This window comes from Rhodovastum atsumiense (assembly GCF_937425535.1).
GTDB lineage: Bacteria > Pseudomonadota > Alphaproteobacteria > Acetobacterales > Acetobacteraceae > Rhodovastum > Rhodovastum atsumiense.
Genome location: NZ_OW485601.1, coordinates 3,206,882 through 3,220,001, shown reverse-complemented (window position 1 = coordinate 3,220,001; position 13,120 = coordinate 3,206,882). Strand labels below are relative to the sequence as shown.

General features: G+C 70.6%; 12 protein-coding genes. 9 read left to right on the top strand and 3 right to left on the bottom strand.

Features of this window, described 5'->3' with window-relative positions; translation table 11 throughout:
- Nucleotides 1-33: 33 nt before the first annotated feature.
- Complete coding sequence (gene rfaD / locus NBY65_RS14675) at nucleotides 34-1,008, bottom strand: ADP-glyceromanno-heptose 6-epimerase (RefSeq protein ID WP_150044038.1); 975 nt, start codon at nucleotides 1,006-1,008, stop codon at nucleotides 34-36.
- Between the two features lie 137 nt (nucleotides 1,009-1,145).
- Between rfaD and NBY65_RS14670 the strand changes: the two genes are divergently transcribed.
- From NBY65_RS14670 to NBY65_RS14635, 8 genes are all read left to right on the top strand, one after another.
- Nucleotides 1,146-2,453, top strand: a complete 1,308-nt coding sequence (locus tag NBY65_RS14670) for an NAD(P)/FAD-dependent oxidoreductase (RefSeq protein WP_150044036.1) — start codon at nucleotides 1,146-1,148, stop codon at nucleotides 2,451-2,453.
- A 17-nt stretch (nucleotides 2,454-2,470) separates the two neighbouring features.
- Entirely contained in the window at nucleotides 2,471-2,974 is a 504-nt protein-coding gene (locus NBY65_RS14665; protein WP_239003059.1) for an L-2-amino-thiazoline-4-carboxylic acid hydrolase, read from the top strand.
- A 92-nt stretch (nucleotides 2,975-3,066) separates the two neighbouring features.
- A complete protein-coding gene (locus NBY65_RS14660) occupies nucleotides 3,067-4,179 on the top strand; it encodes an ABC transporter substrate-binding protein (protein WP_150044034.1) in 1,113 nt (370 codons plus the stop codon).
- A gap of 3 nt (nucleotides 4,180-4,182) precedes the next feature.
- Entirely contained in the window at nucleotides 4,183-5,091 is a 909-nt protein-coding gene (locus tag NBY65_RS14655) for a branched-chain amino acid ABC transporter permease (RefSeq protein ID WP_150044032.1), read from the top strand.
- Complete coding sequence (locus NBY65_RS14650) at nucleotides 5,078-6,103, top strand: branched-chain amino acid ABC transporter permease (RefSeq protein WP_203330665.1); 1,026 nt, start codon at nucleotides 5,078-5,080, stop codon at nucleotides 6,101-6,103. Before NBY65_RS14655 ends, NBY65_RS14650 begins: the two co-directional genes overlap by 14 nt.
- Nucleotides 6,100-6,855, top strand: a complete 756-nt coding sequence (locus tag NBY65_RS14645; RefSeq protein ID WP_150044030.1) for an ABC transporter ATP-binding protein — start codon at nucleotides 6,100-6,102, stop codon at nucleotides 6,853-6,855. Before NBY65_RS14650 ends, NBY65_RS14645 begins: the two co-directional genes overlap by 4 nt.
- Complete coding sequence (locus tag NBY65_RS14640) at nucleotides 6,852-7,556, top strand: ABC transporter ATP-binding protein (protein WP_150044028.1); 705 nt, start codon at nucleotides 6,852-6,854, stop codon at nucleotides 7,554-7,556. The genes NBY65_RS14645 and NBY65_RS14640 overlap by 4 nt, the downstream gene beginning before the upstream one ends.
- A gap of 333 nt (nucleotides 7,557-7,889) precedes the next feature.
- Nucleotides 7,890-9,635, top strand: a complete 1,746-nt coding sequence (locus NBY65_RS14635) for a DEAD/DEAH box helicase (RefSeq protein ID WP_150044026.1) — start codon at nucleotides 7,890-7,892, stop codon at nucleotides 9,633-9,635.
- A gap of 13 nt (nucleotides 9,636-9,648) precedes the next feature.
- Here the strand turns inward: NBY65_RS14635 and NBY65_RS14630 are convergent, their stop codons facing one another.
- Nucleotides 9,649-10,689 (bottom strand): ABC transporter substrate-binding protein, encoded by a 1,041-nt coding sequence (locus NBY65_RS14630; RefSeq protein WP_150044024.1) that lies wholly within the window; start codon nucleotides 10,687-10,689, stop codon nucleotides 9,649-9,651.
- A 210-nt stretch (nucleotides 10,690-10,899) separates the two neighbouring features.
- On the opposite strand from NBY65_RS14630, the gene NBY65_RS14625 reads away from it, so the two are divergent.
- A complete protein-coding gene (locus NBY65_RS14625; RefSeq protein WP_239003057.1) occupies nucleotides 10,900-11,640 on the top strand; it encodes a glutathione S-transferase family protein in 741 nt (246 codons plus the stop codon).
- Nucleotides 11,641-11,680: 40 nt separating this feature from the next.
- Here NBY65_RS14625 and murA read toward each other — a convergent pair whose 3' ends face one another.
- Entirely contained in the window at nucleotides 11,681-13,015 is a 1,335-nt protein-coding gene (gene murA / locus NBY65_RS14620; RefSeq protein WP_150044022.1) for a UDP-N-acetylglucosamine 1-carboxyvinyltransferase, read from the bottom strand.
- Nucleotides 13,016-13,120: the final 105 nt, after the last annotated feature.

Here is a 13,120-nt window from a genome sequence, read left to right as displayed (position 1 = left end):
GCGCCGCCGCGGCCATCGCGGCGGCGCCCGCAATCAGACGTAGGGATCCGGCATCGCCAGATACTCGGTGATATAGCGGTTGATGCCGTCTTCAAGCGAGGTGAAGGGCTTCGTGTAGCCGGCCGCGCGCAGGCGATCCATGCGCGCCTCGGTGAAGGACTGGTACTGGCCGCGCAGATTGGCCGGCATGTCGATGAACTCGATGTCTTCCTTCGCCCCACCCGCGCGGCAGACCGCGTGGGCGAGGTCGCGATAGCTGCGCGCCTGGCCGGTGCCGACATTGAACAGCCCGCTCACGCCCGGCGTGTCCTGCAGCCAGAGCAGCACGTCCACGACATCGCCGACCCAGATGAAGTCGCGCTTCTGCTCGCCATCCGCGACATCGGGCCGGTCGCTGCGGAACAGCCGCGGCGCCTGGCCGCGCCGCACCTCGTCGTATTTCACCTTCACCACCGAGACCTGCGATCCCTTGTGGTACTCGTTCGGCCCGTAGACGTTGAAGAATTTCAGGCCCACCCATTGCGGCGGCCGCTTGCGCCGCCCGGCCACGGCGCGCGCCACGCTCAGGTCGAAGGCGTGCTTGGACCAGCCGTAAAGATTGAGCGGACGCAAATTGCCAAGATCGTCCAGCCCATCCTCGAAGCCCTGTGCGCCGGCCCCGTAGGTCGCCGCCGAGGAGGCGTAGATCATCCGCACCCCGAGCGAGGAACACCATTTCCACAGCTCCTGCGACAGGCCGACATTGGTGTGCCAGACCAGGTCGCCATCGGTCGCCGTGGTGGCGCTGATCGCGCCGAGATGGAACACCATCTCGATCGGCGGCTGCAGGGCGAGGAAATTCTGCAGCTCTTCCGGCGCGACAATCGCGGTCGGCGGATGGTGCGCGAGGTTGTGCCACTTGCCGTCGCTGCGCAGGCGATCGACCACGATCGTCTCGTGGCCCCGCGCAGCCAGCGCTGCATGCAGATTCGAACCGATGAAGCCGGCGCCGCCAGTGATCAGGATCATGCCTGCCGGAGTAGGACAATCCCCCCGCCGCCCGCAAGCATGATGAGATGACGGCGGCGGGGTCGCGCGCATCTGGCCGCTTTTCCTCGGCGCCGTCCTGGCGCAGTGTTGCGAGGCAGCACAGAGTACACCCGGATATGCCCCAGACCGATCCCGTTCCCTGGCCGCCCTCGCTCTGGGCGGCGGTCACCCCGTCCGCGCCCGACCTGCCGGTGCTCGAGGGCGAGCAACGCGCCGACGTCGTCGTGATCGGCGCCGGCTTCACCGGCCTGTCCACCGCCCTGCACCTAGCCGAGGCCGGCACCGACGTGCTGGTGGTCGAGGCCATGGCACCCGGCTGGGGCGCCTCCGGCCGCAACAACGGCCAGGTGATCCCCACCCTCACCCGGATGAACCCGGACGACCTGGTGGCGCGCTACGGCGGCGCCGGGGAACGTTTCGCCGCCATGCTCGGCGGCTCGGCCGACCTGCTGTTCGAGACGGTGCGCCGCTGCGACATCGCCGCCGAGGCCGAGCAGACCGGCTGGGTGCAGCCCGCGCACTCGCCCGGGCGGATGCGCATCGCGGAAACGCGCGTGCGCCAGTGGGAGCGCTGGGGCGCGCCGGTCGAGCTGCTCGATCGCATGCAGATGCGCAACATGATGGGCAGCGGCTACTGGCACGGCGGCTTCTGGAACCGCAGCGGCGGGCACATCAACCCGCTGGCGCTGGCGCGCGGCCTCGCCGCCGCGGTGCTCGGCCGGGGCGGGCGCATCTGCGTCCGCTCGCCGGTGCTCGGCTTCGATCGCGTCGAGGGCAACTGGATCGTCCGCGGCGCCCGCGGCACGGTGCGGGCGCGCGCGCTGGTGCTGGCAAGCAACGCCTATACCGGCGAGCTCGCCCCCGCCCTGGCGCCCGCGGTGGCGCGCGAGGTGGTGCCGGTGCATTCCTGGCAGATGGCGACCGCGCCGGTCGATCCGGTGCTGCGCCGCACCGTGATCCCCGGCCGGCAGGCGATGTCGGACACGCATGGCGACCTGTATTTCGCCCGCTGGGACGCGCGCGACCGGCTGGTGACCGGCGGCGCGCTGATCCTGCCGGTGAACGCCGTGGAACGGCTGCAGGCGCGCATCGCCACCCGGCTCGCCCGCATCTGGCCGCAGCTCGGCACGGTGCGCTTCGATTATGTCTGGAACGGCTATATCGGCATGACGCCCGATTACGCCCCGCGCTTCCACGAACTCGGCCCCGATGCCTGGGGCTGGACCGGCTGCAACGGCCGCGCGGTGTCGCTGGCCATCGCCATCGGCCGCGAATTCGCCCGCCTCGCCGGCGGCACCGGCACCGAACAGGTGGCGCTGCCCTTCGGCCCGCCCACGCCGCTGCCGCTGCACGGGCTGCTGCGTCGCGTCGCGCCGCTGAAGCTGCTGGAATATCGCTGGCGCGATGCCAGGGAGATCGCCTGATGCCCAAGGAACCGACGATGCCCACCCAAACCACCATGGCCGCCACCGAGGTGCACGCCCTGCTGCGCCGTGCCTTCGCCATGCGCGCCGCCTTCTATGCCCGCATGTTCGAGGTGCTGCGCGCCGAACTCGGCCGCGAGCGCGCCATGACGCTGATGAAGGAAGCCACGCGGCAGATGGGCGAGAAGGCCGGGGCCGGCCTCGCCGGGCACGGCCCCGCCGACCTCGCCGGGCTGAGCCGCGACTTCCTCGGCGGCATCATCGAGGGCGAGACGCTGTTCTCCCCGGAGCTGCGCCGCTGCGACGAGGCCGAGCTGACCATTCATTTCCACCGTTGCCCGCTGAAGGAAGCGTGGCAGGCCGAAGGCTGCGGCGATGCCGACCTGAAGGACCTGTGCGAGATCGCCGGCGCCATCGACCAGGGCATGTTCACCGCGGCGGGCTTCACCTTCGCCGGCGAGACCTGGCAGCCCGGCCGCGAAGGCTGCTGCACCCTGCGCGTGCTGCCGGGCAAGGACTGAGCGGCCCGGCCCTTGCATCCCCCGCGGGCAACCGACATCTACCATGACCGGGGCCCGGGGGGCCTTCCACGATGCCATCCAGGAATGATCCGATGCTCGACCGTCGCAGCCTGTTGCTCGCCACCGGCGCCCTGCTCGCCGGCCCCGCCCGTGCCGCCGACAAACCGGTGCTGCGGCTGGGCTACCAGTTGCCGCTGACCGGCGGCACCGCCCAGTACGGCCAGGATTTCCGCAACGCCGCCGAGATCGCGCTGGACCGCTTCAACCGCGCCGACAAACCGTTCCGGGTGGAAATCGTCTACGAGGATTCACGTTCGGATTCGCGCGAAGGTGTCGCGATCGCGCGCAAGTTTGTCGATGACCGCACAATTCTGGCGGTGCTCGGCGACTTCACCTCGGGCGTGTCGATGGCATCCGGGCAGGTCTACGCTCAGGCCGGCATGGCGCAGCTCTCGCAGACTGCCTCGCACCCGGACTACACGAAGATCTCGAAGTGGCAGTTCCGCAACATCACCACCCAGGCGCAGGAAGGGCCGTACAACGCCGAGTGGCTGCTTGCGGAGGGCCACCGCCGCGTCGCGGTGATCTCCGAGCAGACCGACTGGGGCCAGTCGGTGGTGAGCGGCTTCGTCGACGGGCTGAAGCCACGTGGCGGCGAAGTGGTGTTTTCCGAATACTTCAATCGTGGCCTGCAGGATTTCCGTCCGATCATCACCAAGATCGCACGCAGCAAGCCGGATGTCGTCTACACCGGCTTCTTCTATGAAGATGCGGCACAGTTCCTGAAGCAGATGAAGCAGCTTGGCATCGGCATCCCGGTGCACTCCACCTCCGCCGCCTATAACCAGCAATTGCTGGCGCTGGCCGGCGCCGATGCCGAGGGGCTGCGCCTGACCGCGACCTTCCTGCCCAATTCGCCGGAACCGCAGGTGCAGGAATTCGTCGCCGCCTGGAAGGCCCGCACCGGCCAGGCCGAGCCCGGCCAGTTCCCCGCGCAGGCCTATGATGCCGTCGGCATCATGCTCGCCGCCCTGGAGCGCGCCTGGCCCAATCCAACGCGCGAGAAGGTTCGCGACGCGCTGGCGCAGACGAAGAACTATCCGGGCGTCACCGGCGAGACCACCTTCGGCCCCGACCGCGAGCCGGCGAAGAAGCTGACCAAGGCGATGGTGAAGAACGGTGCCTTCGTCGCGGTGGCCGGCTGAGCGGTGGAATACTATCTCCAGCAGCTGGCGATCGGCGTCTCGCTCGGCCTGACCTATGCGCTGATGGCGATCGGCTTCACGCTGATCTTCGGCGTGCTGAACGTGGTGAACTTCGCCCATGGCGAGATCTACACGATCGGCGCCTATGTCGGGCTGATGGTGATCGCGGGCTTCGCGCCGCCGCTGGTGGCGGTGCTGCTGGCCGCGATCGCCGCCGGCGCGGTCGCCGGCATCCTGCTGGAACGTGCCGGGTTCAAGCCGTTCCGAAGATTTTCCGACGAGGCCAGTCTGAAATCACGGGCGATGCGCGAGGCGACGCTGATGTCCTCGCTGGCCTTGTCGATCATCGTGCGCGAGGGGCTGGAGCTTGTGTACGGCTCGCAGTTCCAGCAGATCCCGCTGGAGCGGCTGCTGAACACGCCGATCGCGCTCGGGCCGGTGACCGTCGCCTCGGGCGACCTGATCATCCTGGGCGTGGCGGTGGTGATGCTGGCCGGGCTGCAGGTGGTGCTGAAGCATACCCGCATCGGGCTTTCCATCCGCGCGGTCTCGAACAACCCGCTTGGCGCCAAGTATGTCGGCATCGACACCGACCGCACCATCGTCTGGACCTTCGCTGTCGGCTCGATGATGGGGGCCGCGGCGGGGCTGCTGGTCGGGCTCTATTACGGGGCGATCTATCCGGCGATGGGCTTCACGCCCGGCATCAAGGCCTTCGTGGCGATGGTGATGGGCGGCCTGTCCTCGATCCCCGGGGCGGTCGCCTGCGCGCTGATCCTGGGCCTGTGCGAGAGCATGGCGACCACGGTGGTGCCCTCGGTCTGGGCCGACATGGTCGCCTATGGCTTCCTGATCCTGACGCTGGTGTTCTTCCCGCGCGGGCTGTTCGGCGGAGTGCGTGAACGTGTCTAGCCTGTCCTTCAGCGACACGGCCCGCGCCCGCCTGCTGACGGCGCTGCTGCTGCTGGTGGTGTTCGCCGCCATCCCCGGCGCACTGCAATTCCTCGATCGCGGCTATTTCTGGCAGGTCGCCAACACCGCGCTGATCTTCGCGCTGCTCGCCGCCTCGATGCACCTGGTGACGGGCGTGGCGGGGCTGCTGCAACTGGGCCATGCCGCGTTCTACGGCGTGGGCGCCTATACCGCCGCCCTGCTCGCCTCGCGCGCCGGCGCGCCGATGGCGCTGACCCTGCCCGCCGCCGGGCTGGTCACCGCGATCGTCGCTCTGCTGGTAGCCCTGCCGACGATGCGGCTGGTGTCGATCTACTTCGCCGTGGCGACGCTGGGCATCGGGCAGATGCTGTACCTGCTGATGCTCAACTGGGTCGATCTGACGCGCGGGCCGCTCGGGGTGATGCTGTTCGGCGAGCAGTCGCTGCTGGGCATCGACCTCGCCTCGCCGCTGCGCCGCTACCTGCTGGTGGCGGCCATCACCGCCGCCTCGATCTGGGTGATCGCCCGACTCTCGCACTCCTATTACGGCAACGCGCTGCGGGCGCTGCGCGAGGACGACCAGTGCGCTGATGCCATGGGCATCGACACGATCCGCCTGAAGATCGAAAGCTTCGCCATCTCCGGTTTCTTCGCCGGCCTCGCCGGGGCGCTGTGGGCCCATACCGCGGGCTATATCTCCCCGCCCGATTTCGGCTTCACCCAGTCCATCCTGGTCCTGGCCATGGTGGTGGTGGGGGGTCTGGGCTCGCTGCCCGGCGCGGTGGTCGGCGCGCTGATCCTGATCCTGTTGCCCGAGCTGCTGCGCCCGCTCGGCGACATCCGCAACCTGCTGGTGGGCTTCGTGCTGTTCGGGGTGATCCTGTTCCTGCCGAAGGGACTGATCGGCGAGGTCTCGGCGCTTGACATCGCCCGGCGGCAATTCGCCGGTGCATGGCGGCGCGGTGCTGGCGGGGGGCTCGGCTGGCGATGACCGCATTGCTGGAGATCCGCGCGGTCAGCCGTCGTTTCGGCGGGCTGGTCGCGGTCGATGACGTCAGCACCAGCGTCGCCGAGGGCGAGCTGGTCGGCCTGATCGGCCCCAACGGCGCGGGCAAGACCACACTGTTCAACCTGATCTGCGGCTTCACCCCGCTGTCTTCCGGCGAGGTCCGGTTCGCGGGCACGCGCATCGACGGGCTGCCGCCCTGGCGCATCGCCCGCGCCGGCATCGGCCGCACCTTCCAGAACCTGCGCGTCTTCCCGAACATGACGGTGTTCGACAATGTCAGCATCGGCGCGATCGGCGTGCTCGGCACCAGCGCCCCGGCAGCACTGTTCGGCGGCCGGGCGCGCGCCCGTGCCGTCTCCGAACGCGCCTGGGCGGCGCTGGAGGCGGTCGGGCTCGCCGACCAGGCCGGGGCACTGGCGGCCAATCTCTCCTACGGGCAGCGCAAATACCTGGAAATCGCCCGCGCGCTGGCGATGCATCCGCGGCTGCTGATCCTCGACGAACCCGCCGCCGGGCTGAACGACAACGAGACCCGCTCGCTCGCCGACTTCATCCGCCGCCTGCACGCCGAAGGCACCACCGTCATGCTGGTCGAGCACGACATGACGCTGGTGATGTCGATCTGCCAGCGCGTCGTCGTGCTTGCCTCCGGCCGCAAGATCGCCGACGCGCCGCCCGCCGCGGTGAAATCCGACGCCGCCGTGCTGGAAGCCTATCTGGGGACCGAGGCATGAGCGCGCTGCTGGAAATCGAGGACCTGCACGTCGCCATGGGCTCGCAGCAGATCCTGCGCGGCATCGACCTCACCCTCGCGGAAGGCGAGATGCTGGCCGTGCTCGGCGCCAACGGCGTGGGCAAGACCACGCTGATGCGCACGCTCTCCGGCATCTACCGCGCCCGGTCCGGACGGGTGGTGCTGGCCGGGCGCGACATCACCAACGCGCCGGCCCACCGCATCGTCGCCGCCGGGCTCGCCCAGTCGCCGGAAGGGCGGCAGATCTTCTCCGCCATGACGGTGCGCGAGAACCTGATCCTGGGCGGCGGCCGCGCCGGGCTGGCCGAACTCGACGCGGTGTTGCCGCTGTTCCCCCGTCTGGGCGAACGCATGGCCCAGCTCGCCGGCTCGCTCTCCGGGGGCGAGCAGCAGATGCTCTGCATCGCCCGGGCGCTGATGGCCCGCCCGCGCGTGCTGCTGCTCGACGAGCCCTCGCTCGGCCTCGCGCCGAAGCTGGTGCGCAACATCTTCGAGCTGCTCGCCCGCATCCGCGCCCAGGGCGTGTCGATCCTGGTGGTGGAACAGAACGCCCGCGCCGCGCTGAAGGTCGCCGATCGCGCCGCGGTGATGGAAGGCGGGCGGATCGCCCTGGCCGGGGCAGCCGCGGCGCTGGCCGAGGATCCGCGCATTGTTGCCGCCTATCTGGGGGGGCACGTCTAAAGGAAAAAGACAAGGCCAGGGCGCTGCCCTGGACCTGCCAAGGGCCACAAGGCCCTTGGATCCCATTCGCGCTGCGCGGCACAGAGTATTGGGTTCCAAGGGCGAAGCCCTTGGTGGAGGTCCAGGAGGCGAAGCCTCCTGGTGGGGCGCGGGGCAACGCCCCGCCAACACAGCGCAGCCCTGCCCCGGCGTTCCCCCGCTTGGGTCGCGCGCCAACCCGGCCTATATCTGCCGCCGCCCAACCATCCCCCCTGCCTGTCCCGTTTCCAGCCTGCCGATCCGGCGCGGTCGGAGGTCGTGGCGGCCAGCGCCCCCTCTCCGGATCCTTTGCCCATGCCGTTCCCCGCCACTCATCCCGCCCTCGCCCGAGCCCTTGACGCGCGCGGCTACGCCGACCCGACCCCGGTGCAGGAAGCCGTGCTGCGCCCGGAAACCGAGGGGCGCGACCTGCTGGTCTCCGCCCAGACCGGTTCGGGCAAGACCGTCGCCTATGGGCTGGCCGCCGCCGGCACGCTGCTCGGCGAGGCGGAACAGATGGGCCGGGCCGGCGCCCCGCTCGCCCTGGTGGTCGCACCCACGCGGGAGCTGGCCATGCAGGTGCACCGCGAGCTGTCCTGGCTCTATGCGGAAACCGGCGCGCGCATCGTCTCCTGCATCGGCGGCATGGAGCCGCGGCGGGAGACACGGGCGCTGGAGGCGGGCTGCCACATCGTCGTCGGCACCCCCGGCCGGCTGTGCGACCACCTGCAGCGGGGCGGGCTCGATCTCTCCGCGCTCCGCGTGCTGGTGCTGGACGAGGCCGACGAAATGCTCGACCTGGGCTTCCGCGAGGAGCTGGAACGGCTGCTCGGCGCCAGCCCCGAGGAGCGGCGGACCCTGCTGTTCTCCGCCACCATCGCCCCCGACATCGCCGCGCTGGCGCGCAGCTTCCAGCGGGATGCGCTGCGCATCGACACGCTGGTGCGCAACCAGCCGCATGCCGACATCGAGTACCGCGCCGTCCGCGTCGCCCCCTACGAGGTCGGGCATGCCGTGGTCAACGTGCTGCGCTATTTCGAGGCGCCGGGCGCGCTGGTGTTCTGCGCCACCCGCGAGGCGGTGCGCCACCTGCACGGCAGCCTGGTCGAGCGCGGCTTCACCGCGGTCGCGCTGTCCGGCGAGCTGACCCAGAACGAGCGCAGCCGCGCCCTGCAATCCCTGCGCGATGGCCATGCGCGGGTCTGTGTTGCCACCGACGTGGCGGCGCGCGGGCTCGACCTGCCGGATCTGGGCCTGGTGATCCATGCCGACCTGCCGGTGGACAAGGCGGTGCTGCTGCACCGCAGCGGCCGCACCGGGCGGGCCGGGCGCAAGGGCGTCTGCGTGCTGGTGGTGCCGGCCAACCGGGTGCGCCGGGCCGAACAACTGCTCTCCCTGGCCGGGGTCACAGCGAACTGGTCCGCCGCCCCCACCGCCGAGGCGATCCGCGCCTGCGACGGCGAGCGGCTGCTGCGCGATCCGATCCTGGCCGAGGAGCCCACCCCCGAGGACGCGGACCTGGTGCGCCAGCTCGCCGAGGGCCGCTCGCCCGAGGAACTGGCGGCGGCGCTGCTGCGGGTCTGGCGCGCCCACCTGCCCGCCCCGGAGGAACTGGCCGACGCCAGCGGCCCGGTGCGCCGGCAGCCGCGCGCCGTGGGCACGGAGCGGCCGTCGCGCCGCCCGCGCGAGGCAGGGGACGAAAGCGCGACGGCACCGTCCGGGCGCACCCGCGCGCCCCGCGAGGACGGGCCGAAGGTGTGGTTCAGCGTGAATCTGGGCCGGCGCGCCAAGGCCGACCCGAAATGGCTGGTGCCGCTGATCTGCCGGCTCGGCGGCGTGAACAAGCGCGACATCGGCGCGATCCGCGTGTTCGACGAGGAAACCAAGTTCGAGATCGCCGAGGCCACCGCCGCCGCCTTCACCGCCACCTGGCCGAGTGGCGGCGAGGACGACGTGCGGCTGTCGCCGACCGGGGCGCCGTCCTTCGCCCCGCGCCGGGAGGGCGGGCCCCGCCGCCCGGAGCGCGCCTCGTTCGGCCGCCGGAAGCCGCAGCGCGACTGATCCGCCGGCCCGATCAGCCCAGCAGGTCGACCGTGTAGCGCCGGGCGAAGCGCACGGGATCGGTGCTGGGCTTGAGGATGCCGACCTCCAGCAGGTCCTTGGCGTAGGATTCGACATGCTGGCGGAAGGCGTCCCCGGTGGGGCAGCCGCGTTCCCGGTCGTACGGATAGCTGGCGATCATCTCGCCGATTTCCTCGGGCTTGACCTGGCGCGGCGAATGGCGCTGCGCGGATTCCACGGCGATATCGTTGCGGGCATCGACCAGCACCGCCGCCTCGACCATCGCCCGGGTCAGCGCGGTGGCGACCGGCCTGTCGTTGCGCAGCAGCCTGCCGCCGACCGCCAGCACGCAGCAGGTCCGCTTGCCCATCTCCCCGGTGCCGCTGGACGCAAGCTCGAACAGCCTGCCGTTGCTGCGCTTCAGCGCGTAGTACGAGTTGGGATGGACATCGACGAAGGCCTCGATCTCGCCCTTCTCGACGGCGATCGGGAAGACGTCGGCCGGGTAGACCCGCCAGGTAACGTCGGTGTCGGGATTGATGCCGTTCTTCTGCAGATAGATCGCGTAGTTGAACTTGCTCGGGCCGGTCAGGTCGGACACGCCGATGCGCTTGCCCCGCAGGTCCTGCAGGGTCCTGATGCCGGCCTCGCGCGAGGCGATCAGGTAGGAGCAGCCGGCATGCACGCCGGCGGTGAGCCGGACGTCGAAGCCGGCTTCCAGCGGCTTCATCAGGCGCATCAGGAAGGTCGAGGTGGCATCGGCCTTGCCGATCGACAGCGCCTCGAGGATGGCGGCGGTGTCGGTGCCCACGAACAGGGTCTCCACATCCAGGCCATGTTTGGTGAAGATCCCCTGGTCCTTCGCCACGCCGACGACGATGTTGCACAATGCCGCCGGATTCCAGATGAACCGCACCTTGCTCAGCGGCTTCGCCGCCGGGACCGGCTCGGCGGGGGCCGCCGCCGCCACGCCGCCGGGCGGCGCGGCCAGCATCGCCGCGCCGCCGGCCCGCAACAGCGCCCGGCGATGCAGCAAGCGGGGAGAGAGCAACATGGCGGAAGCTCCTTCGGGAAACGGTGGCTGGCCACCCCGGCACACGCCCCGGATCGGGCGGCATGGTGGAAATATTAAAATACGAAAGAAACCAGTGGTCAATTAGAATAAACTGTAACAATACGTTGAATTTCATTTCCCAGGGCATCGCCCTCCCGGCCGCATGGGGGCCCATGCCGGAATGACGACCGGCAACATCCGCAAGGCTGCATGGCCTGGACAGCGGTGGCCGAGTTCCCCGGCGGCTGGCAGCGTCATTGCGTCGCGCAGGGTGCGCCCCCCCCTCCCACCCGCGTCCTGGGCGGGACGGAACGACATGCGGGAAAGGAACAGGCGTTGCGACTGATCGGCATGCTGGATTCGCCTTATGTCCGTCGCGTCGGGATTTCCCTGGCGATGATGGAAATTCCCTTCACCCACGAACCACTTTCGGTATTCGCGGATTACGCGGCCTTTGGCGAGATCAACCCCGTGGTCAAGGCGCCGACCTTCGTCACCGACGACGGCACGGTGCTGATGGATTCGACGCTCATCCTCGATCACCTGGAACGGCTGGTGCCGCCGCTGCGCCGGCTGACGCCCGAGGATCCGAAGGCGCATGCGCGCTGCCAGCGCCTGGTGGGCCTGGCCCTGGCCGCCTGCGAGAAGACCGTCCAGATCGTCTACGAGCACAAGCTGCGCCCGGCGGAAAAACGCCACCAGCCCTGGATCGACCGCATCGAGGCGCAGCTTGCCGCCGCCTACGCCCAACTGGAGGCCGAAACCGCGGCGGATGCGCCCTGGCTGATCGGGGAGCGGCCGGGCCAGGCGGACATCTCGGTCGCCGTCGCCTGGACCTTCACCCGCAGCATGACCGCCGAGCTGCTGTCCCCGGAGCAGCATCCCCGCCTGGCAGCGCTGGCCGCGCGCGCGGAAGCCCTGCCGGCCTTCATCGCCTGTCCGCGAAGCTGAACGGCGGCGGGGGCCATTCGCCCGGCTCCCGGCCGTGCCGTCAGGCCGTCTCCGCCGCGCGCACGATGTCGGCGCCGCAGCCGACCAGCTTTTCCGCCATGCCGTCATGGCCGCGGTCGAGATGATCGAGCCCGTCGAGGCAGGTTTCACCCCGGGCCGCCAGCCCGGCCAGGACCAGCGCCGCCGCCGCGCGCACATCGGTGCCGGTCACCCGCGCCCCGGCCAGCCGCGGCACGCCGCGGATCCAGGCGGTGCGGCCATGCACCGCGATGCTCGCCCCCATCTTCCGCAGTTCGCCGACATGGTGGAAGCGTTGCTCGAAGATGGTCTCGGTGATGGCGCTCGCGCCGCGCGCCAGCGTCAGCATCGCCATCACCGGCGCCTGCAGGTCGGTGGCGAAGCCCGGAAAGGGACCGGTCTGCAGGTCGATCCCCTGCAGCCCCGCAGCCGCACGACGGGCAAGCAGCCCGGCCGGGACCTCTCGCAACTCCACCCCGGTGGCGGCGAGCGCCGGTGCCGCCGCGCCCAGCAGGTCGGCCCGCGCATGCTCCAGCAGGATCTCGCCGTCGGTGAGGGCGGCGGCACAGGCGATGGTGCCGGTCTCGATGCGGTCGGGCATCACCGCGTGGATGGCCCCCCCCAGCGGATGGCCGCCCTCGATGGCGAGCACGTCGCCGCCCGCCCCGCTGATCCGGGCCCCCATGGCCCCGAGGCATTGCGCCAGATCGACGATCTCGGGCTCGCGCGCGGCATTGCGGATCAGGGTGCGGCCGCTGGCCAGCACCGCCGCGAGCATCAGGTTCTCGGTAGCACCGACCGAGGGCTGTGGCAGGTCGATCTCGGCCCCCCGCAAGCCGCCCCGCGCCTCGGCATGGACCATGCCACCGGCAAGCTCGATCCCGGCCCCCATCGCGCGCAGCCCGGCGAGGTGGAAATCGATCCCGCGCAGGCCGATGGCATCGCCGCCCGGCAAGGGCAGGCTGACCTCGCCGCAGCGCGCCAGCAGCGCGCCCAGCAGCAGCACCGAGGCCCGCATCCGCCCGACCAGCTCCCGATCGATCCGGGTCGGCCGCACCTGGTCGGCGCAGCAGGTCAACGACAGGCCCGCCCGCGTCCGCGACCAGCCGATCGCCACCCCCAGGCGGTGCAGCAGGTTGGACAGCACCGCGACGTCCAGGCTCGCCGGCACGTTGTGCAGGGTGACGAGGTGCGGGGTCAGCAGCGTCGCGGCCATCAGCGGCAGCACCGCATTCTTGGCGCCGCTGATCGGGTAGGTCCCCTGCAACCGGCGGCCTCCCTGGATGCGCAGCGTCGCTCCGGGATGCGGGCGCCACCAGGGCGAGGCGGACAACAAGGGATCGGCGGCGGGACTCATCAGGCGCGGGACTCCGGAATTCCACCGGGGGTTTAGCAAAGCGAAAGCACCCTGGCACCCGGCGCGCGGCCGGTCTGGCCTGGTGTTTTCTGGCCCGGGGTTTGC

Coding starts and splice junctions, on each gene's coding strand:
- rfaD (WP_150044038.1), bottom strand. CDS start 1,008: ATGATCCTGATCACTGGCGGCGCCGGCTTCATCGGTTCGAATCTGCAT.
- NBY65_RS14670 (WP_150044036.1), top strand. CDS start 1,146: ATGCCCCAGACCGATCCCGTTCCCTGGCCGCCCTCGCTCTGGGCGGCG.
- NBY65_RS14665 (WP_239003059.1), top strand. CDS start 2,471: ATGCCCACCCAAACCACCATGGCCGCCACCGAGGTGCACGCCCTGCTG.
- NBY65_RS14660 (WP_150044034.1), top strand. CDS start 3,067: ATGCTCGACCGTCGCAGCCTGTTGCTCGCCACCGGCGCCCTGCTCGCC.
- NBY65_RS14645 (WP_150044030.1), top strand. CDS start 6,100: ATGACCGCATTGCTGGAGATCCGCGCGGTCAGCCGTCGTTTCGGCGGG.
- NBY65_RS14640 (WP_150044028.1), top strand. CDS start 6,852: ATGAGCGCGCTGCTGGAAATCGAGGACCTGCACGTCGCCATGGGCTCG.
- NBY65_RS14635 (WP_150044026.1), top strand. CDS start 7,890: ATGCCGTTCCCCGCCACTCATCCCGCCCTCGCCCGAGCCCTTGACGCG.
- NBY65_RS14630 (WP_150044024.1), bottom strand. CDS start 10,689: ATGTTGCTCTCTCCCCGCTTGCTGCATCGCCGGGCGCTGTTGCGGGCC.
- NBY65_RS14625 (WP_239003057.1), top strand. CDS start 10,900: ATGGCCTGGACAGCGGTGGCCGAGTTCCCCGGCGGCTGGCAGCGTCAT.
- murA (WP_150044022.1), bottom strand. CDS start 13,015: ATGAGTCCCGCCGCCGATCCCTTGTTGTCCGCCTCGCCCTGGTGGCGC.